At 67.7% G+C, this 19827-nt stretch carries 16 protein-coding genes; 10 read left to right on the top strand and 6 right to left on the bottom strand.

All coding sequences use genetic code 11. The features are described 5' to 3' along the window. Positions 1-168 precede the first annotated feature (168 nt). Complete coding sequence (locus AC5Y5O_RS05005; RefSeq protein ID WP_500024036.1) at positions 169-1290, top strand: esterase-like activity of phytase family protein; 1122 nt, start codon at positions 169-171, stop codon at positions 1288-1290. On the opposite strand, the gene AC5Y5O_RS05000 is transcribed toward AC5Y5O_RS05005, so the two are convergent. Both AC5Y5O_RS05000 and AC5Y5O_RS04995 read right to left on the bottom strand, forming a co-directional pair. Further along, positions 1249-3795 (bottom strand): ATP-binding cassette domain-containing protein, encoded by a 2547-nt coding sequence (locus AC5Y5O_RS05000; protein ID WP_500024135.1) that lies wholly within the window; start codon positions 3793-3795, stop codon positions 1249-1251. The two genes, AC5Y5O_RS05005 and AC5Y5O_RS05000, sit on opposite strands and share 42 nt — an antisense overlap. A 101-nt stretch (positions 3796-3896) precedes the next feature. Then, positions 3897-4373 (bottom strand): MarR family winged helix-turn-helix transcriptional regulator, encoded by a 477-nt coding sequence (locus AC5Y5O_RS04995; RefSeq protein ID WP_096289065.1) that lies wholly within the window; start codon positions 4371-4373, stop codon positions 3897-3899. Positions 4374-4574: 201 nt separating this feature from the next. On the opposite strand from AC5Y5O_RS04995, the gene AC5Y5O_RS04990 reads away from it, so the two are divergent. Genes AC5Y5O_RS04990 through AC5Y5O_RS04975 form a run of 4 tightly spaced genes read left to right on the top strand, consistent with a single transcriptional unit; the run spans position 4575 to position 9655 of the window. Further along, on the top strand, positions 4575-6545 hold the full coding sequence (locus AC5Y5O_RS04990; RefSeq protein ID WP_500024133.1) for an ABC transporter ATP-binding protein: 1971 nt from the start codon (positions 4575-4577) through the stop codon (positions 6543-6545). Further along, a complete protein-coding gene (locus AC5Y5O_RS04985; RefSeq protein ID WP_096289061.1) occupies positions 6542-7402 on the top strand; it encodes an energy-coupling factor transporter transmembrane component T family protein in 861 nt (286 codons plus the stop codon). Before AC5Y5O_RS04990 ends, AC5Y5O_RS04985 begins: the two co-directional genes overlap by 4 nt. A gap of 23 nt (positions 7403-7425) precedes the next feature. Continuing rightward, positions 7426-7878, top strand: coding sequence for an SRPBCC family protein (locus AC5Y5O_RS04980; RefSeq protein ID WP_096289059.1), 453 nt, complete (start codon positions 7426-7428; stop codon positions 7876-7878). After that, positions 7871-9655, top strand: a complete 1785-nt coding sequence (locus AC5Y5O_RS04975) for a sulfatase-like hydrolase/transferase (protein ID WP_500024033.1) — start codon at positions 7871-7873, stop codon at positions 9653-9655. The genes AC5Y5O_RS04980 and AC5Y5O_RS04975 overlap by 8 nt, the downstream gene beginning before the upstream one ends. Before the next feature lie 65 nt (positions 9656-9720). Here AC5Y5O_RS04975 and AC5Y5O_RS04970 read toward each other — a convergent pair whose 3' ends face one another. Continuing rightward, positions 9721-10167, bottom strand: coding sequence for an Rv2324 family transcriptional regulator (locus AC5Y5O_RS04970; RefSeq protein ID WP_096289057.1), 447 nt, complete (start codon positions 10165-10167; stop codon positions 9721-9723). 121 nt (positions 10168-10288) lie between these two features. Here AC5Y5O_RS04970 and ddaH point away from each other — a divergent pair, with 121 nt between their 5' ends. Genes ddaH through AC5Y5O_RS04955 form a run of 3 tightly spaced genes read left to right on the top strand, consistent with a single transcriptional unit; the run spans position 10289 to position 13856 of the window. Continuing rightward, positions 10289-11167 carry a dimethylargininase gene (gene ddaH / locus AC5Y5O_RS04965; protein WP_500024031.1) on the top strand — a complete coding sequence of 293 codons (879 nt, stop codon included), beginning with the start codon at positions 10289-10291 and terminating at the stop codon, positions 11165-11167. Further along, positions 11164-12399, top strand: a complete 1236-nt coding sequence (gene rocD / locus AC5Y5O_RS04960; protein ID WP_500024029.1) for an ornithine--oxo-acid transaminase — start codon at positions 11164-11166, stop codon at positions 12397-12399. Before ddaH ends, rocD begins: the two co-directional genes overlap by 4 nt. A gap of 29 nt (positions 12400-12428) precedes the next feature. After that, a complete protein-coding gene (locus tag AC5Y5O_RS04955; RefSeq protein ID WP_096289053.1) occupies positions 12429-13856 on the top strand; it encodes an APC family permease in 1428 nt (475 codons plus the stop codon). On the opposite strand, the gene AC5Y5O_RS04950 is transcribed toward AC5Y5O_RS04955, so the two are convergent. The 3 genes from AC5Y5O_RS04950 to AC5Y5O_RS04940 are packed head-to-tail and all read right to left on the bottom strand — an operon-like array spanning position 13853 to position 16873. Next, positions 13853-15190, bottom strand: coding sequence for an ABC transporter substrate-binding protein (locus tag AC5Y5O_RS04950; protein WP_500024027.1), 1338 nt, complete (start codon positions 15188-15190; stop codon positions 13853-13855). The two genes, AC5Y5O_RS04955 and AC5Y5O_RS04950, sit on opposite strands and share 4 nt — an antisense overlap. Further along, the gene (locus AC5Y5O_RS04945) at positions 15187-16011 is read right to left on the bottom strand and encodes a carbohydrate ABC transporter permease (RefSeq protein WP_500024025.1); all 825 of its coding nucleotides are present in this window, start codon (positions 16009-16011) and stop codon (positions 15187-15189) included. Before AC5Y5O_RS04945 ends, AC5Y5O_RS04950 begins: the two co-directional genes overlap by 4 nt. Continuing rightward, the gene (locus tag AC5Y5O_RS04940) at positions 15998-16873 is read right to left on the bottom strand and encodes a carbohydrate ABC transporter permease (RefSeq protein WP_500024023.1); all 876 of its coding nucleotides are present in this window, start codon (positions 16871-16873) and stop codon (positions 15998-16000) included. The genes AC5Y5O_RS04945 and AC5Y5O_RS04940 overlap by 14 nt, the downstream gene beginning before the upstream one ends. Before the next feature lie 60 nt (positions 16874-16933). Between AC5Y5O_RS04940 and AC5Y5O_RS04935 the strand changes: the two genes are divergently transcribed. Together AC5Y5O_RS04935 and AC5Y5O_RS04930 are read left to right on the top strand one after the other, a co-directional pair. After that, positions 16934-18451, top strand: a complete 1518-nt coding sequence (locus tag AC5Y5O_RS04935; protein WP_500024021.1) for a TldD/PmbA family protein — start codon at positions 16934-16936, stop codon at positions 18449-18451. Further along, positions 18448-19821 carry a metallopeptidase TldD-related protein gene (locus tag AC5Y5O_RS04930; RefSeq protein ID WP_500024019.1) on the top strand — a complete coding sequence of 458 codons (1374 nt, stop codon included), beginning with the start codon at positions 18448-18450 and terminating at the stop codon, positions 19819-19821. Before AC5Y5O_RS04935 ends, AC5Y5O_RS04930 begins: the two co-directional genes overlap by 4 nt. Positions 19822-19827: the final 6 nt, after the last annotated feature.

Raw genomic sequence — 19827 nt, 5'->3', positions numbered from 1 at the left:
CTGCCGGCCGCTCCGCGGGAACAACCCACCGGTGCCGACCGTGTGGCGGTGTATCAGCGTTGCGGAGGCGGCAGGATGCGATTAGATGACGTCATGTCCCAGCCCGGCACCTTGCCCGGAGAACCCGGAGTCCGACGACGCCTGCCTGCTCGTGGCGGCAGTCGTTTGATGCGGGGCCGGTCGCTGACGCTGGTCGGGTTATGTCTTGCCTGCTTGCTCACCGGTTGCGATGCCGCGCGCCCGTCGGCTCCGCCGAGTCCGCCGCGGCCGGTGCTGGCCTACCTCGGTCAGGCCCAGGTCGCCTTCGGCACCACTTTCGGTGACACCGCGATCGGCGGCTTGTCTGCTCTGAGCTACGACCCGGAGCGCGGACTCTACTACGTGATCAGCGACGACCGCTCGGAGAAGAACCCCGTCCGGTTCTACGCCGTGCAATTGTCGTTGTCGGACAAAGGAATTGACGGGGTTACCTTCACCGCCACCCACCCACTGCTGGACCGGTCGGATCAGCCGTTTCGGCCGCTGGCGGTGAACACGACGCCGCCGGTGGTTCCTCCCGACCCGGAGGGCATCGCGTTCGACCGTGCCCGGCAACGCTTGTATTGGAGTTCGGAAGGCGAGCGGCTGGCCGAGGGGCCGGTGCTGCTGGACCCGTGGGTCAGGACCGCGGGACTCGACGGCGCCTATCTTGGGCAGTTCACGTTGCCGGCCAATCTGGCCATGTCCGCTCAGCAGACCGGACCGCGGCGCAACCGGGCGCTCGAGGGCGTGACGCTGACGCCTGACGGTCGATCGGTGTTCGCCTCGATGGAGGACCCGGGCTACAACGACGGCCCCGAGACCGGTGACGGGAACCGGGTGCTGACCCGGTTCACCAAATTCGACGTCGCCACCGGAAAGCCCACCGCCCAGTACGCCTACCCGATGGAGCCACCCACACCGCCGGCCGAGGAGAACGGCGTCTCGGATCTGGTGGCGCTGACCGATACGACGTTTCTGGTGATCGAGCGGACCGATTCCATGCCGCAGACGATCCGCGTTTACCGAGCCGAGATCGGTTCTGCCACAAACGTATTGGATATGCCGTCGATGACGAACGTGATGTTGACGCCGATGACGAAGTCGTTGGCGGTCGACATGACAGCGACACCGGGCCTGTCGCCGCTGGGCAACATCGAAGGCATCACGCTGGGACCGAAGTTGACCGACGGCCGTCAATCGGTCGTATTCGTCAGCGACAACAATTTCTCACCTCGGGGAATCACTCAGTTCCTGCTGTTCGCGATGTAGCGGCCGCGGGCCGATGTCGCGGGTCGGCGGCCGAAGCCGGTACCGAGCAAAACCGGCCCACAGCGCGCCGAAGCTGGCGAGCACGATCATGTCGAACATCCACCAGCCCGCATAGTGCGTCCAGACCAGGATGTCGGCGGCCTGGGCGTCGACTCGGTGCAGGTCGACGGTCGAGGCGGATGCCGCGAAGCCCCACTGCGCGGGGACGAACCAGGAGATCTGGTCGTAGCCCCAGGTGCCTACCAGGGTGATCAGGCCACCGGCGAACACCGCCGAGGCCAGGATCGCCGGGATGGCCAGTGGCAGGACCTCGCGCAGCGACGTGCCCATGGCCGACAGCGCCAGGCCCACGACCGCCGAGACGATGGCCGTTAGCGCCACGCCGACATACAGCTCGGCGGTGGCGTTGTGCAGCAACACAGCGCCACGCGTCGGCTGGCCCTTGTCGGCGATGACGATCGCGAACACGACGCCCGCCAGCGCGGCCGCGGCCACGCCGAAGAAGACGATCTTGGCCGCCAGATATGCCGACGTCGAAAGCCCGACGGCTTGCTCGCGCCGGAAAACGCGCCGCTCGCCGGCCAGTTCGCGAATGGTCAGCGCGATACCCAGGATTACGGCGGCGATGTTGAGTGCGGCCAGGATCTCGACGGCTTCATGGGGGTTGCGGCTCGTCGGCCCGGGCCGGCCCAGGCCGGAGTCACCGGGAATCAGCAACGCCAAGCCCGCCAACGCGAGCGGCAGCGCCACCAAGAACACGGTGTAAAGCGGGTCCGCGACCAGCACCCGCACTTGGCGACGCGCGACCAGCCAGGCCTGGCGGGTCAGGGTCGGCGCTTGCTGCGGCGGCCACGGTGCGGCGACCTCGGGCGGTTCCGCCTGACCGGGTGCCTGTTGCCGTGCGGTGAACGCGCGGTGCGCCCCGTCGGGATCGGCGCTGATCCGCGCGAGAGCTTCGGACCAGTCCGCAGTGCCCAGCGCGGACTGGACCTGCGGCGGCGCTCCGGTGAAGGCCAGCGTCCCGGCGGCCGTGAGCACCAGGACCTGGTCGCAGATCGTGAGGTGGGTCGGTGTCGTGGTGGCCACCACGACGACACAGCCCAGATTGGCCTGACGTCGCAGCACGGCCATTACGTGATCTTCTTGCTCCTCATCGAGTCCGATGCCCGGCTCGTCGACCACCAGCAGGCTCGGCCGGGTGATCTGTTCGATCGCCACCGATGCGCACCGGCGTAGTTCCGGGGTGAGCTTGCCGATCCGCGTCGTGCGGTGCGGCGTCAGCTCCACCTCTTCGAGCACCTGATCGACCACCCGGTCGCGATGCTCGGGTGTCGTGTCGGGCGGCAGCCGCAACTCGGCGGTGTAGCGCAGGGCTCGTTCGACGGTCAGCCGCCGGTGCATGGTCTCGTTGCGTCCGACGATCCCGATGCGGGTGCGCATCGGGTCGAGTTCGGCGTACACGTCGTGGCTGTCGATGGTGAGCTGCCCGGTGCTGGGCGCCCGGGTGCCGGCCAGCATCCCCAGCAGCGCCGAATTGCATGCGGCCGACGGGCCGGTGACCGCGGTCAGCGTGCCCGGGCGCGCCGTGAACGACACGTCCGTGAGCAGATCGTGGCTGTCGGTGCGCAGTCCCAGCCGGTAGGCGTTGACGCCGACCGTGCGGGCACCGGTCGCCAGCGGCAGCCGATAGGTCGTGTTCGGCTCCTCGGCGCGGAAGTTGGTGGTGGCCTCGGCGGGACGGCTTGCCCGCAGCTTGCGGGTCGCGTCGGTCATCCGCTCGATCAGGCCACGGCCCTTGGGCTGTTCCTCCGGCGCGATGGGTTGCTCTCGTGGCGGAGGTGGGTGTGGTGGAGGCGGTGCGGCAGGTGGCGGCGCGGGCGGAGGCGGCGCGGTAAGGGGCGGTGGCGGCGCGGGCGGCCCGACCGTCGGCGGAGGCGGCGCGGGCGGAGGCGGCGGAGGAATCCGCTGCTCGACCGTGGGTTGTCGCGTCGGCCCGATCTGCATGCGCTGGGTTTCCCGCTGCGTCGGAATCTGCGGCGCGACGGGCGGGGGCTGCTGCCGCGGAGGCGGTATCGGCGGCTGCTGCGGCGGCGGTGCAACGGGCGGTGGCGGCATCGGCGGCGGTGCGACGGGCGGTGGCGGCGCGACGGGCGGTCGCGGCATGGGCGGCGGCTGAGGCGCGCGTTGCGGGGGACCGGGCGGTGGCCCCGGCGGGCTGGCGGGCGAGCCAAGCCGGAAAACCAGCCGTGGCCCGCGCTGGGGGTCCCCGAGCACGATCGCGAGGCCGTCGCGGATGTCGACCGTCGGCACCCGAGAGCCGTCGACGAAGATGCCGCCGCGGCTCCTATCGATGGCGACCCAGCGCGTCTCGGCAAAGCGCAGCAGCACGTCGGGCTGCGGAATCGGCGGTGGCGGGGCGGCAAAGCCCAGGCGGTCCAGCGGGATGTCACACCAATCCCCGTACGCCACGATCGCGTCGCGGCCCGGGGCAAACACGTACCGCATCGGGCCGACGAAGACGGTGAGCGGTGAGGCTGGGAAGGCGGAAGCCACTGACTAAGTGTCTACCCGCTGGCGGTCATCGCCCCACAAGGGGTGCACGCCGGTCACAGTGTGTTGCGGCGCGGCGTCGCCGCGGCATTGTCGAGCAGTCGGCGCAGCACCTGGACCGCCTCCGCGAGCACCTCGCGGTCGGCGGGCTCGAGCATCGCCAGCTGCGGTTCGATCGCGGCGGCGCGGTCGGCCCGGACCGCGTTCAGCGTGCGTCGTCCCTCGTCGGTGATGCGGATCCGGACCGCACGCGCATCGCCGGGGTCGACGGTTCGGCTAACCAGCCCGGCGTCCTCGAGTCGGCGCACCTGGGTGGTCATCGTGGGTTGCGAGCAGTGGTCGACGGCGGCAAGGTCGCCGATGCGGGCTTCTCCGTGAACCTCGACAGTCGCGAGCAGTCTGGCCTGCGCCGAAGGCAGCGGCATCTGGATACGTTGGGTAGCCAGTCGGTTCAGCCGCGCGACCACAGCGAGCAGGTCCGCGCCCAGCCCCTGCTGGAGCGCGACGTTTGCGGTGTCGACAACGTTGTCCATAGATCCATGCTTGCATAGCTTTGCTATGCGAGACCAACCGCTGTCGCCCTGATGCACAGAATCGTCACCGGCCAGCAAAGGGCCGCTAACTCGGGGCGGCCGGTGTGTCGGCCTGGCACAATCGAGAAAGTGACCTTGCGCCCTCTTCGGCACAGCACGAGCGGACCGCTGCAGCCGAACGAATTAGCTCAGGCCGCGGTGATGGGGGCGCTGTGTGCGGTGACCGCAATCATTGCCGCGGTCATTCCGTTCGCTCAGGGCTTCGGCGTGCTGGGCACGGTGCCGATGGGGTTGCTCGCCTACCGCTTCCGTCCTCGGGTGCTGATCGCCTCGGCCGTCGCCGCGACGGTGATCGCTTTCTTGATTTCCGGGATGGGCAGTTCGGCGATGGTTGTCGACGCCGCCTGGGTCGGTGGGATATGCGGCATCGTCAAGCGCAAAGGCCGCGGCGTACCCACGGTGATCGTCTCGTCCCTGGTTGCCGGATTCCTCTGGGGCGCCGCCTGGGTCGGCGTGTTCGCCGTGCTGACTCGGTTGCGGCAGTTGATCTTTGGCGTACTGACCGCGAACGTCAACGGCGTCGCCGCATTCTTGCGCTGGGTGCACCTGCCGAATGTCGCCGCGGCGCTGCAGCGTTACGTCGCGGAGGGGCTGCAGTACTGGCCGTGGTTGGTGCTGCCGTACTTGATGTTCGTCGTCGTGCTGGTGACGCTGGTCGGCTGGTCGGGGTTGTCGCGGCTGCTGGAACGGATGGGCGACATCCCCGATGTGCACAAATTGGATCCACCCGACATCGAACTGCCCGCGGATGCCGGGATCGGTCCGGTGCCGGTGCGGCTGGACCGGGTGCGGTTCCGTTACCCCAAGGCGGCTAAGGACGCACTGCGCGAAGTCAGCCTGGAGGTGCGAAGCGGCGAGCACGTCGCGATCACCGGCGCCAACGGCTCGGGCAAGACCACGCTGATGCTGATCCTGGCCGGCCGGCGGCCGACCTCGGGAACCGTGCACCGGCCCGGCGCGGTGGGTTTGGGCCGACAGGGCGGCACGGCGCTTGTCCTGCAACACCCGAAGAGTCAAGTGTTGGGCACCCGGGTCGCCGACGACGTGGTGTGGGGCTTACCCCCGGACGCCAAGGTCGACGTGAGCCGGCTCCTGCACGAGGTGGGCCTCGACGACCTTGCCGAAAGCGATACGTCCAGTCTGTCGGGCGGGCAGTTACAGCGTCTGGCGCTCGCCGGGGCACTCGCCCGGGAGCCCGCCTTGCTCATCGCCGACGAGGTCACCTCCATGATCGATCAGCAGGGTCGCGATGCCTTGCTGGACGTGATGTCGGGCCTCACCACACGGCACCGGACCGCCCTGGTGCACATCACCCACTTCGACGACGAGGCCGCGTCGGCAAACCGCACGATCAATCTCAGCGAGTCGTCGGACAACACCGTCACGATCGGATTCGACGAATCGTTGGTGTCAAGCGCCGTGCCGCCGCGGCGCCACGACGCGGGAGCGATCGAACTCGTCGGCGTCGGGCACGAATACGCCAGTGGCACACCGTGGGCCAAGACCGCGTTGCGCGACATCAACTTCGTCGCCGAGCAGGGTGATGGTGTGTTGATCCATGGCGACAACGGCTCGGGCAAGTCGACACTCGGGTGGATCATGGCCGGGCTGACGGTCCCCACCACGGGCACCTGCCTGATCGACGGCGAGCCCACCCATGAGCGTGTCGGCGTGGTGGCATTGGCATTTCAGTCGGCCCGGCTGCAATTGATGCGCAGCCACGTCAACCTGGAAGTGGCCTCGGCAGCGGGTTTTTCGCATGAAGACGAAGAGCGGGTCGCCGCGGCATTGGGTTTGGTCGGGTTGCAGCCCGCGTTGGCCGAGCGCCGCATCGACCAACTCAGCGGTGGCCAGATGCGCCGCGTGGTGCTGGCCGGAATGTTGGCGCGTTCGCCGCGAGCGCTCATTCTCGACGAGCCGCTGGCGGGATTGGACGTCGCCAGTCAGCGCGGGTTGCTGACACTGCTGGACCGCCTTCGCCGTGAGCAGGGTCTGACTCTGGTGGTGATCTCGCACGACAGCATCGGCCTGGAAGGAATTTGCCCGCGCACGTTGCATTTGCGCGACGGCGTGCTGGAAACGGTGCCCACCGCGACCGGGGGTGCGGCATGACCGACACCGCGTCCCCGCGCGCCGCCAAGGCCACCACCAAGAAACCCCGTCGTCCGGTGGTGCTGTTGGTACCGGTCCCCGGAGACACCGTCATCCACAGGTTGTGGGCCGGCACCAAACTTCTGGTCGTTGTCGGCACCGCGGTGCTGCTGACCTTCTATCCGGGTTGGGTGACCATCGGGCTACTCGGGGCCCTGACGATCGCGGCGGTGTGGCTGGCGCACATTCCGCGCGGCGCCATGCCATCGGTGCCGCGCTGGATGTGGTTCATGATCGCGCTGGGCTTCATCACCGCCGCGGTCGCCGGTGGTAGTCCGGTGGTATCGGCGGGCGGGCTTCATGTTGGCCTCGGCGGATCACTGCATTTCCTGCGGGTGACCGCATTGACGATCTTGTTGATAGCGCTCGGGGCGCTCGTGTCCTGGACGACCAATGTCGCCGAAATCGGCCCAGCACTGGCAACTTTGGGCCGCCCGTTCAAGGTATTCCGGATCCCGGTCGACGAATGGGCTGTGACGTTGGCGCTGGCGTTGCGCGCCTTTCCGATGCTGATCGAGGAGTTCCAGGTGCTCTACGCCGCCCGCCGGCTGCGTCCCAAAGAGTTGCCGGCGACCCGCAGGGCCCGGCGCAAGCAACAGGGCCGGGAGCTGATCGACCTGCTCGCGACGGCCATGGTCGTGACGTTGCGGCGTGCCGACGAGATGGGCGACGCGATCACCGCTCGCGGCGGGGCGGGTCAGCTGTCGGCGTCTCCGGCCCGACCGAAACCGGCGGACTGGGTGGCGCTGGCGCTGTTTGCCGCGGCGGGGTCCGCGTCGGTGGTGGTCGAGACAATGATGCACATCACTCCGATTTAAGACTTGTCGCGTAGCGTAAGCGCGTGGCCGACATCCAGCGCACTCGTACCATTGCTGCGCGCCCGCAAGAGGTCTGGGATGTCCTGGCGGACTTCGGCGCCATCGTTTCGTGGGCCGATAACGTCGACCACTCGTGCATCTTGGCTTCGGGAGCCGACGGAGCACCGGTCGGCACCACGAGACGAGTCCAGGTCAAACGCGACACACTGGTCGAGCGCATCACCGAGTTCGACCCGCCCCACGCGCTCGCCTACGACATCGAGGGTCTGCCCCGGCTGCTGCGCCGGGTGGTCAACCGCTGGACGCTGGCGGCGGGTTCGGGCGATTCGACCGTGGTGACGCTGACCACCACGGTTGAGATCGGGCCCTGGCCGCCGCAGCAGCTTGCCGAACGTGTCGTGTGTCAAGTCGCTGCGCGACAATCTGATTCGATGCTCGCCGGGCTTGCCAACCGATTGGAGAATGCGCGTGTCTGATCGCCCCGACATCGTCATCCTGATGACCGACGAGGAACGGGCGGTGCCGCCGTACGAGACGCCCGGTGTGCTGGCGTGGCGCGACCGAGTACTGACGGGCCGCAAGTGGTTCGACGACCACGGTGTCAGTTTCGGCCGCCACTACACGGGATCGCTCGCCTGCGTGCCGAGCCGCCCGACCATTTTCACCGGGCAGTACCCGGACCTGCACGGCGTCACCCAGACCGACGGTATCGGGAAGACGGCAGACGATTCCCGGATGCGCTGGCTTCGTCCCGGCGAGGTGCCCACCCTGGGCAACTGGTTTCGCGCGGCCGGATACGACACGCACTATGACGGCAAGTGGCACATCTCGCACGCGGATCTCGAAGACCCGGACACCGGCCGTTCGCTGGCGACCAACGACGACGACGGCGTCGTCGACCCGGCCGCGGTGCAACGCTATCTGGACGCGGATCCGCTTGGGCCGTATGGCTTTTCCGGGTGGGTCGGCCCGGAGCCGCACGGGGCGCTGCTGGCCAATGCCGGGATTCGCCGCGACCAGCTGATCGCCGATCGCGTCGTCGCGTGGCTCACCGACCGCTACGCGCGCCGTCGCGCCGGCGACCCGTCCGCGCTGCGCCCGTTTCTGCTGGTCGCCAGTTTCGTCAACCCCCACGACATCGTGCTGTTCCCGCTGTGGTCGCAGCGCGGTCCGGTCAAGCCGTCGCCGCTGGACCCGCCACCCGTCGCCCCGGCGCCCACCGCCGACGAGGACCTGTCGACCAAGCCCGCCGCGCAAATCGCCTTCCGCGAGGCGTATTACTCCGGCTACGGCCCGGCACCCGCGATCGACCGGACCTACGAGCGCGGCGCGCAGCGCTACCGCGATCTGTACTACCGCCTGCATGCCGAGGTGGACGGGCCGATCGACCGCGTCAGACGGGCCGTCGCCGAAGGTGGTTCGGAGGACGCCGTTTTGGTGCGCACCGCCGATCACGGCGACCTGCTGGGCGCCCACGGCGGGCTGCATCAGAAATGGTTCAACCTCTACGACGAGGCCACCCGTGTTCCGTTCGTGATAGCCCGCATCGGTGCGCGCACGACGCAGCCCCGGGTGGTCACGGCGCCGACATCGCATGTCGACCTGGTCCCGACGCTGCTGGGTGCCGCGGGGGTCGATGTCGCGGAAGTGGCTGTCACACTGGCGGAGTCGTTCTCGGAGGTACACGAACTGCCGGGCCGTGATCTGATGCCGGTCGTCGACGGCGCACCCGCCGACGACACCCGGGCCGTCTACCTGATGACCCGCGACAACATGCTCGAAGGGGATAGCGGCGCGTCGGGTCTGGCGCGGCGCCTGAAGCAGACGGTGAATCCGCCCGCGCCGCTGCGGATTCGGGTTCCCGCGCACACCGCCTCCAATTTCGAGGGTCTGGTATTGCGGGTTGACGAGGCCGGCGGCGACGGACATCTGTGGAAGCTGGTTCGCACCTTCGACGACCCGGGCACCTGGACCGAGCCGGGCGTTCGTCATCTGGCGGCCAATGGCCTTGGGGGAGAGGCGTATCGGACGTCTCCGCTCGACGATCAGTGGGAGCTCTACGACCTGACCGCCGACCCGATCGAAGCAAACAACCGGTGGACCGATCCCAATCTGCACGACCTGCGGCAGCACCTTCGGATGCAGCTCAAAGGGGCCCGGGCGAGTTCGGTGCCGGAACGAAACCAGCCCTGGCCTTACGCAACTCGCCAGCCAGCGGCCCGGCCGGCGCGCTGGTTCGGCGCTCGAGCGTAACCACACGCTGAAAATTCAACCAAAATCCCGGCCTGGCGTTACGCTCGCGAAGCCCGGCGCGCGCGCTAGGTCCGCATCCGGTCGATCAGGTTTGACAGCACCACGATGCTCTCGCTGCGCTCGATGTCGGCACTCTCCCGGATGCGTTCGAGTGCGGACTCCAGGTGGCGCATATCGCGGGCCAACACGTGCAGGATCGCATCGGACGTCCCAGTCACCGTCGCGGCGCTGACCACCTCGGGCATCTCCACCCAGGCCGCGCGCAACTGATCGGGCGCGATCGTGCCGTGGCAGTACACCTGCACATAGGCCTCGGTGTTCCAGCCGAGCGCATTGCGGTCGACGATCGTGGTGAAGCCCCTGATCACGCCGTTGTCGAGCATGCGGTCGATGCGCCGTTTCACCGCCGGCGCGGACAGATTCACCTTCTCGCCGATCTCGGCGAAGGTCGCCCGCGCATGCTCGGTGAGTTCGGCGAGGATGCGCTCGTCGGTGTCATCCAGGCGGTCCATTGTCCCCATTTCAAGCTTGCGCAATAAATCGCTGTCGACAGCACTGTAGCGCAATAAATCGTCCATAGACACGCAAGAATCGTCGTTTGATTGTGTATAGGCGTCCAAATACCCTTGATCTATGACGGATTCCTATGTCGCCGACCCGGCTCCGCGCGCCCGGCCCGAGGCATGGCAAGACGCCGCCCCCAGGCGGTCCAGAACAGCTCGGACTCGTCGATATGCGATGACGCCGCCGACCTACTTCGCGGTCGAGTACGCGATCAACCCGTGGATGGACACCAGTGCGCCCGTGGACGTCGACGTCGCACACGCGCAGTGGGAAGGCCTCCGGCAGACCTACCTCGGGCTCGGCCATCGCGTGGACATCGTCGAGCCGGTCCCGGGTCTGCCGGATATGGTCTACGCCGCCAATGGCGGGTTCGTCGCCGGTGAGGTCGCCATCGTCGCCCGATTCCGCTACCAGGAGCGGGCCGGCGAGGCGGTGGCGTACGGCGAGTGGATGTCGTCGATGGGTTACCAGCCCGTCACGACCCGCCACGCCAACGAAGGGCAGGGCGACCTGCTGCTGGTCGGCGAAATGGTGTTGGCGGGCTACGGCTTTCGCACCGATCGGCGCGCACATGCCGAGATTTCGGCGGCGTTGCGCATGCCGGTGGTCTCCCTCGAGCTGGTGGACCCGCGGTTCTATCACCTCGACACCGCGCTGGCCGTGCTTGACGACCACACGATCGCCTATTACCCTCCCGCGTTCAGCGTGGCGGCTCAGGATCAACTGCACGCGCTGTTTCCCGACGCTATCGTGGTGGGAAGCGCGGACGCCTACGTGCTTGGCCTCAACGTCGTATCCGACGGCCTGCATGTCGTGTATCCTTGCGCCGCAACGGTTTTCGGAGCCCAGTTGCGGGAAGCGGGCTTCGAGGGCGTCGGCGTCGATCTCTCCGAGCTGCTCAAGGGGGGCGGTTCAGTCAAGTGCTGCACATTGGAGGTGTTTGAATGACGATTCTGGACCACCCGACTTCGTTGGCCGGCGACGAAACCGAGAACGCGATCGGACTCGTCGAAAAGTATGCAGCACACAATTATTCGCCGTTGCCCGTGGTGGCGGCAAGCGCCGACGGTGCCTGGATCACCGACGTCGAGGGCCGGCGCTACCTGGATTGCCTGGCCGCGTATTCGGCGGTCAACTTCGGGCACCGCAACCCGGAGATCACCGCGACAGCGCACGCCCAGCTCGACACCGTCACGCTGGTCAGTCGCGCATTCCACGCCGCGAACCTGGGCCCGTTTTGCGCCGGGCTTGCCGAGCTGTGCGGCAAAGACATGGTGCTGCCGATGAACTCGGGCGCCGAAGCCGTCGAGAGCGGCCTCAAGGTCGCCCGCAAGTGGGGCGCTGACGTCAAGGGCGTGTCCGAGGGCCGCGCCAACATCGTCGTAGCCGAGAACAATTTCCACGGCCGCACGATCAGCATCGTCAGCTTCTCCTCGGACCCGACGGCGCGGGAAGGCTTCGGTCCGTTCACCCCCGGCTTCCGTGCGGTGCCCTTCGGTGACGTCGCGGCATTGGCCGACGCGATCGACGAGAACACCGTCGCGGTGCTGCTCGAACCGATCCAGGGCGAGGCTGGCATTATCGTGCCACCCGACGACTACCTACCGGCCGTTCGTGCGCTGTGCACCGAACACAACGTGCTGATGATCGCCGACGAAATCCAATCGGGCCTGGCGCGCACCGGTTACACGTTCGCCTGCGACCGCTGGGGTGTCGTGCCCGACGTCTATCTGCTCGGCAAGGCGCTCGGCGGCGGCGTCGTTCCGCTGTCGGCGGTGGTCGCAAACCGCGATGTCCTCGGCGTGCTGCATCCGGGTGAGCACGGCTCGACGTTCGGGGGCAACCCGCTGGCCGCCGCGATCGGCACCACGGTGGTCGCGATGCTGGCGCGGGGCGAATTCCAGGCCCGCTCGGCCGAATTGGGAGCCCATCTGCACGGACGGTTGCGGCACCTGATCGGTGACGGTGTGATCGCGGTGCGTGGCTTCGGCTTGTGGGCCGGCGTCGACATCGAACCCACCCTGGCCACCGGCAAGGAGATCAGCCTGCGGCTGGCCGAGCACGGTGTGCTGGTCAAAGACACGCACGGTTCGACGCTGCGGTTCGCGCCACCGCTGGTGATTACCGAGCAAGAAATCGATTGGGCCATCGACCAGTTTGCAGCCGTCTTACGGGCATAATCAGCTGATCCAGCACGAGGGGGCGCCATTTGCCAGCCAGCTCGATCAGCCTGACAGCACAGATGCTGCGGCGCCGCCCGGTATCCGGCGCGCCCGTCGCAGCCGGGGCCGCGGAGCATCTCAAACGCGGCATCACCGCGTTCCAGCTGACCATGTTCGGGGTCGGTTCGACGATCGGCACCGGCATTTTCTTCGTGCTGTCGCAGGCGGTGCCAGAAGCCGGCCCCGGGGTGATCGTCTCGTTCATCATCGCCGGCGTCGCGGCCGGGCTGGCCGCTATCTGCTACGCCGAATTGGCCTCGGCCGTCCCGGTTTCCGGGTCTTCGTATTCGTATGCGTACGCGACGCTGGGTGAGGTGGTCGCGATGGCGGTCGCGGCCTGCCTGCTGCTGGAGTACGGCGTAGCGACCGCGGCGGTGTCGGTGGGCTGGAGCGGCTACGTCAACAAGCTGCTGCACAATTTGTTCGGATTCGAGCTCCCGCATGCGTTGTCGGAGGCGCCGTGGGATTCCGACCCCGGCTACGTTAATCTGCCGGCGGTCATCCTGATCGCCATGTGCGCGCTGTTGCTGATCCGCGGCGCCAGCGAATCGGCGCGGGTGAACGCGATCATGGTGATGATCAAGCTCGGCGTGCTGGGCATGTTCGTGATCATCGCGTTCACCGCATTCGACGCCAACCAGCTCAAGGATTTTGCCCCGTTGGGCGTGGCCGGAATCGGCTCGGCGGCGGGCACGATCTTCTTCTCGTTCATTGGCCTGGACGCCGTGTCCACCGCGGGCGAAGAGGTGAAGGACCCGCAGAAGACCATGCCGCGCGCCCTGATCGCGGCGCTGACCACGGTCACCACCGTCTACGTGCTCGTCGCGCTCGCCGCACTGGGCACCCAGCCGTGGCAGGATTTCGCCGGGCAGGAGGATGCCGGGCTGGCGACCATCCTCGACAACGTCACACATCAACGCTGGGCCAGCACGATTCTGTGCGCGGGCGCGGTCATCTCGATTTTCACCGTCACCCTGATCACGATGTACGGCCAAACCCGCATCTTGTACGCGATGGCCCGCGACGGGCTGCTGCCGTCGCGATTCGCATTGATCAACAGGCGCACGTTGACTCCGGTGTCGAACACGGTGATCGTCGCCGTCGCCACCGGGACATTGGGTGGCCTCGTCCCGCTGGACAAGCTGGCGGACATGGTGTCGATCGGCACGCTGACCGCGTTCATAGTCGTCGGGGTCGGCGTGATCATTCTGCGGGTGCGCGAGCCGGACCTGCCCCGCGCGTTCAAAGTGCCCTTTTACCCTGTCACGCCGGTGCTTTCGGTGCTGGCCTGCGGCTACATCCTGTCCAGCCTGCACTGGTACACCTGGATCGCGTTCAGCGGCTGGATCTTCGTGGCGTTGATCTTCTACTTCGGGTGGGGCCGCCACCACAGCGCGCTCAACGAAACCGACTAGCGGTGCGCGGCGGCATTGGCCGCTGCCTGTGCCTGCCGCAGCGTGGTTGCGACGTTGCCGCGGCCGAGGAACATCTCGTCGAAATAGCTTTGCAGCGCGGCGTCTCCGGCCGCGAAGCCCGGACCACCCGGCGCCGGGATGCGCGGGCCCTGCAGGACGGAGAAGAAGGGCTGGACGTCGACGCCGCGCGCCGCCCAGTACTTGAAGTACACCTGCTGGGCCGAGCGCACCGCGGGGATCGCCGCACCCTGATTGCCCAGATAGGCATTGCCTTCGCTGCTGCCCATCCAGGCCAGCACCTGACGCACCGCGTCGGGATGCTTGGTAGCCGAATTACCAGCCGCGGCAATGCCATTGGTGACGCTGATCCGGCCCGCGGGTCCGATCGGCAGCATCGCGATGCCCCAGCGGAATTGGGTGTCACGCGCGATCGCCGCCAGGTTATAGGTGCCGGACTGGAACAGCGCCATCCTGCCGGCGAGGAATTGGTTGCGGGAGAAGTCGCCGTTGGTGTTGGTGTCCGAGGCCGGTGGCGCGACGTGGTCGTTGTTGATCAGGCCGACCACGTAACGGAAGGCCGCGACGGCTTGAGGATTGTCGAACGCGAACTCGTCACCGCGCTGGAACACCCCGCCCGCCGAGCCGATGTAGTTGAGGTAGATCGCCTGGGCGTCATTGGCCGCGTTGTAGCCCCACTGCCGGATCCGGCCGGGGTCGAAACCCGGTGTACCCGCAGCCTTTCCGCCGGCGTCGACGGTGAGGCGGGCCGCGGTCGGGCGCAGGGTGTCGTCGCCGTCGGGATCCCACCGCAGGCTGTTCAGCTGGCCGGGATCGATGCCGGCGGCGGCAAGCAGGTCCGCGTTGTAGTACACCGCGATACCACCGTCGGTCAGCTGCGGCACGCCCCACAGCGAGCCGTTGCGGGTGAACTGGTCGACCACCGCCGGTTCCCAATCCGAAATCGCGTCCGGGCTAAAGGTTTTGCTGATGTTCAGTAACCGGCCGTTGTCGGCGTAGCCGGCGAAGTAGGCATTGGACAGCCAGAAGATGTCGTCGGCGCTGCCGCCCGCGACGTCGGTGCGCAGCGTGTTGAAGTACGTCGCGTAGGCCACCAGGTCGACGCGCACCTCGATATCGGGATGCGTGCGGTTGAACTCCGCGAACGACTGCCGGTAGGCGTCGGCGATCGGCGTGCCCCAGACCCGCACGCGCACCACGATCTTGTTGCCGTGGGGATCGCCGGAGTAGTTCAGCAGCATGGCGATGGCGGCCAACAGCACCGCGACCAGTCCCAGCGCACCGGCGGCCAGTGTGGAGGAGCGCGGCCTTTTCACTTGACACCCGAGAGGACGATCGAGGAGACGATGTGTCGCTGGGAAGCGATGAACAGCAGGGCCAGCGGGACGATCGCGATCGTGGTCGCCGCCATCACCAGCGTCCACTGCGCGTTGAAGCGGGACTGCAGTTCGGCGGTCGCCACGGTGAGCACCCGCCACTTGTGGCCGCTGGTGATCACCAACGGCCACATGAAGTTGTTCCATTGCGAGACCACGGTGATCAGCGTCAGCGTCGCCAGCACCGACCGACTGGACGGAACGACGACGTGGGTGATGACGTCGAGGGTGTTGGCACCGTCCAGGCGTGCGGCGTTGACCAAGTCGTTGGGGATCAGGCGAAAGTGCTCGCGCAGCAAGAAGATCGCGTACGGGGAGCCGAACATGAACGGCAGCACCAACGCCCAGAACGTGTTGCGCAGACCCGCCTCGGCCATCATCAGATACATCGGCACTACGGTGACCGTCCCGGGCACCATCAACGTCGCGAGGTACACCCAGAACAACACGTCGCGCCCGGGGAACTCCAGCCGAGCGAACGCGTAGCCGGCCAGCACCGAGAACGTCATCTGGCCGACCAGGATCACTGCCGTCATCAACGCCGTCACCGCCGCGGCGCGCCCGAATCCGGCACCGGCCAGGTCGCCGTAGTTGGCCAGCGTGGGTGGGTGCGGCAGCTGCAGCGGTGTGCCCGTCGCGAACTGGTGCGCCGAGGTGAACGAGGTCAGTAGGCCAAGTGCGAACGGCAGCAACGTGATCAGCGCACCGACGAGCATGCCGGCGTAGATCAGCGCGTTAACGACGCGGCTAGACGAGGTCATAGGTGATCCGCCGCCGGAAATACAGATGCTGAACGACCGTGACGCCGATCAGGATCACAAACAGCACCACCGCCATCACCGAAGCCCGGCCAATGGCCGCCGAACCGAACGCTTCGGCGTAGATGCGGTGGGCCACCAGGTCGGTGCTGCCGCCCGGCCCGCCGTCGGTCAACGCGTACACGGTGTCGAAAACCTGTGCGGTGCTGACGATCCCGGTCACCAGCACGAAGAACATCGTCGGGCGCAGCATCGGCAGGGTGATGCGCCAGAACCGTTGCCACGCGTTGGCGCCGTCGGTGCGCGCGGCGGCGTGGATGTCGTTGGGAATGGCCAGCAGGCCCGCCAAAAAGGACAGCGAGTTGTAGCCCACGTTCATCCAGACGACGACCGCCGACACCAGGGGCAGTGCGAAGGTGGGATCGGAGAGCCACTCGATGCTGTGCCCGAGCATGGTCGCGATCGCGCCGTCGGTGGGCGCCAGGATCCAGCGCCACAGCACCGCGATCGCCAGCGGTGCGCAGATCCACGGCAGCACGAACACCGTCCGGAAGAAGCCGGTCCCCGGCAGCAGCCGGGCCAGCATCGAGGCGACAACCAAGCCCAGCACGGTCTGGGTGGGGACCACGATCGCCACGAAGATCGCGGTGACGAACAGCGAGTGCCCGAAGTCGGAGTCGGTCAGCACCGAGCGCCAGTTGGCCAGGCCGACGAAGCGCAGCGGACCCAGCAAGTCCCACCGGTACAGGCTGAGCCAGATCACCACCAGGATGGGCAGCAGCAGAAAGGTGACGACCCCGAACAGGCTCGGGGCCAGCAACCCATAGGCCAGCACGCTGGATCGCGGCTGACTCCGGCTGGCCATGCAGCTAATTAAAGCGGGCGCTGCCGGGGTTTGGAGTGCACAGTCGTTACGGTGGGAGCCGTGACACCGAATCGGGGGATCGATGCCGACTTCCTCGGCCTGCCGCGACACGAGCTCGCCGAGGCTGCGTTGTCGGCGGCCACGACGGCCGGGGCCAGCTACGCGGACCTGCGAATTCATCGCATCAACACCGAGATCATCCAGCTGCGCGACGGTGAACTCGAGACCGCGGTCGTCAGCCGTGAGGTGGGGTTGGCGGTACGGGTGATCGTCGACGGCACCTGGGGGTTCGCCTCGCACGCCGAGCTGGCGCCCTCGGTCGCGGCTGAGACGGCGCGGCGCGCGGTGCACGTGGCCACCACGCTGGCGGCGCTGAACACCGAGCGCGTCGAGCTGGCGGCCGAGCCGGTCTACGCCGACGCCACCTGGGTGTCGAACTACCGGATCGACCCGTTCGACATCCCCGCGGCCGACAAGATCGGTGTGCTCGAGGAGTACTCCGGGCGGCTGTTGAGCGCCGACGGTATCGACCACGTCTCGGCGGGACTGACCGCGGTCAAGGAGCAGACGTTCTACGCCGACACCTTCGGATCGGCGATCACCCAGCAGCGGGTGCGGGTGATGCCGTCGCTGGAGGCGGTGACGGTCGATCCCGCGGCGGGCAGCTTCGACTCGATGCGCACACTGGCCCCGCCGATGGGACGCGGCTGGGAGGTGCTTGTCGGCGACGAGGTGTGGAACTGGACCGACGAGCTCGCGCAGCTGCCGGCGCTGCTGGCCGAGAAGGTCAAGTCGCCCAGCGTGACCGCGGGGCCCACCGACCTGGTGATCGATCCGACCAACCTGTGGCTGACCATTCACGAATCCATCGGCCACGCAACCGAATACGATCGCGCCATCGGCTACGAAGCCGCATACGCGGGAACGTCGTTCGCGACTCCGGACAAACTCGGCACCATGCGCTACGGCTCGCCGGTGATGAACGTGACCGCCGACCGCACCGTCGAATTCGGTTTGGCCACTATCGGTTACGACGACGAGGGGGTGGCCGCCCAAAGCTGGGACCTGGTGCGCGACGGCATGTTCGTCGGCTACCAGCTCGACCGGGTGTTCGCGCCGCGGCTGGGGCAGTCGCGCTCCAACGGCTGCTCGTATGCCGACTCGCCGCATCACGTGCCCATCCAGCGGATGGCCAACGTGTCGCTGCGGCCCGGCCCCGACGACCTTTCCACCGACGATCTGATCGGCCGGGTTCAGGACGGCATCTACATCGTCGGCGACAAATCGTGGTCAATCGATATGCAGCGCTACAACTTTCAGTTCACCGGACAGCGGTTCTTCCGAATCCGCGACGGCCGGCTGGACGGCCAGCTGCGCGACGTGGCCTATCAGGCCACCACGACGGATTTCTGGAATTCGATGGAAGCCGTGGGCGGGCAGTCGACGTGGCGGCTCGGCGGCGCGTTCAACTGCGGCAAGGCGCAGCCGGGGCAGGTCGCCGCGGTCAGCCATGGTTGCCCGTCGGCGTTGTTCCGGGGTGTCAACGTGCTCAACACCCGGACCGAGGGCGGCCGATGATCACACCGCAACACGTCGTCAACATCGTCTTGGACGAGGCGGCCAAACTGGGCCGCGCCGACGAGACGATGGTGCTGGTCACCGAGAAGGTCGAAGCGACGCTGCGGTGGGCCGGCAATTCGATGACCACCAATGGGCTTTCGCACAGCCGAACGGTCACGGTCATTTCGATTGTGCGCAAGGGCGATAGCGCGTCTTTGGGCACGATGACGTCCGCCGAGGTTGACCCGCGGGTGATCCCGAGTCTGGTGGCGGCGTCCCAGGACGCGGCCGCCGCGGCGCCGGAAGCCGGCGATGCCGCGCCGCTGCTGGCCGATACCGGGGTGCCCGTCGATTGGGATGCGCCGGTGCCCGGCACCGGGGCCGAGGTGTTCGCCGATGTGGCCGCTTCGCTGAGCCGCGGGTTCGCCGGCACCGACCGGCTGTACGGCTTTGCACACCATAGTGTTTCGACGACGTTCCTGGCGTCCTCGACGGGGCTGCGGCGGCGTTACACCCAGCCGACCGGCGCGGTGGAGATCAACGGCAAGCGCGGCGACGCGAGCGCCTGGGCCGGTGTCGGGACGCACGATTTCGTTGGTGTGCAGACGGATTCGCTGCTCGAGGACCTGGCGCTGCGGCTGGGCTGGGCCGAGCGCACCGTGGCGTTGCCGGCCGGGCGGTACGAGACGCTCATGCCGCCGTCGACGGTGTCGGACATGATGATCTACCTGGGCTGGTCGATGGCCGGCCGCGGCGCGCAGGAGGGGCGGACCGCGTTCTCCGCGCCGGGCGGCGGCACCCGGGTGGGGGAGCGGCTCACCGATCTGCCGCTGACGCTGTTCTCCGATCCGATGGCGCCCGGGCTGGCATGCACGCCGTTCGTGATGGCGAGCAGTTCCTCGGAGACGGTGTCGGTGTTCGACAACGGCATGGAGATCAGCCAGGTCGACTGGATCCGCGACGGGGTGATCAACGCACTGGCCTACCCGCGCGCCTCCGCCGCGAAGTTCGACGCGCCGGTGGCCGTCGCGGCGGACAACCTGGTGATGACTGGAGGGGACAAGGACCTTGCCGACATGATCGCGGGCACCGAGCGCGGTCTGCTGCTGACCACGCTGTGGTACATCCGCGAGGTCGATCCCACCACGCTGTTGCTCACCGGGCTGACCCGTGACGGGGTGTACCTGATCGAGGATGGCGAGGTCACCGCGGCGGTCAACAACTTCCGCTTCAACGAGAGCCCGCTGGACCTGCTGCGGCGCGCGACCGAGGCCGGCGTCAGCGAGAAGACGCTGCCGCGCGAGTGGGGCGACTGGGCGACCCGGGCGGCGATGCCGACGCTGCGGATCCCGGATTTCCATATGTCCTCGGTGAGCCAGGCGCAGTAGTCGTAA

The sequence above is a fragment of the Mycobacterium sp. NGS40 genome (genome assembly GCF_059812735.1).
The sequence above is the reverse complement of the archived record's forward strand: the minus strand, read 5'-3'. Positions and strand labels throughout refer to the sequence as shown.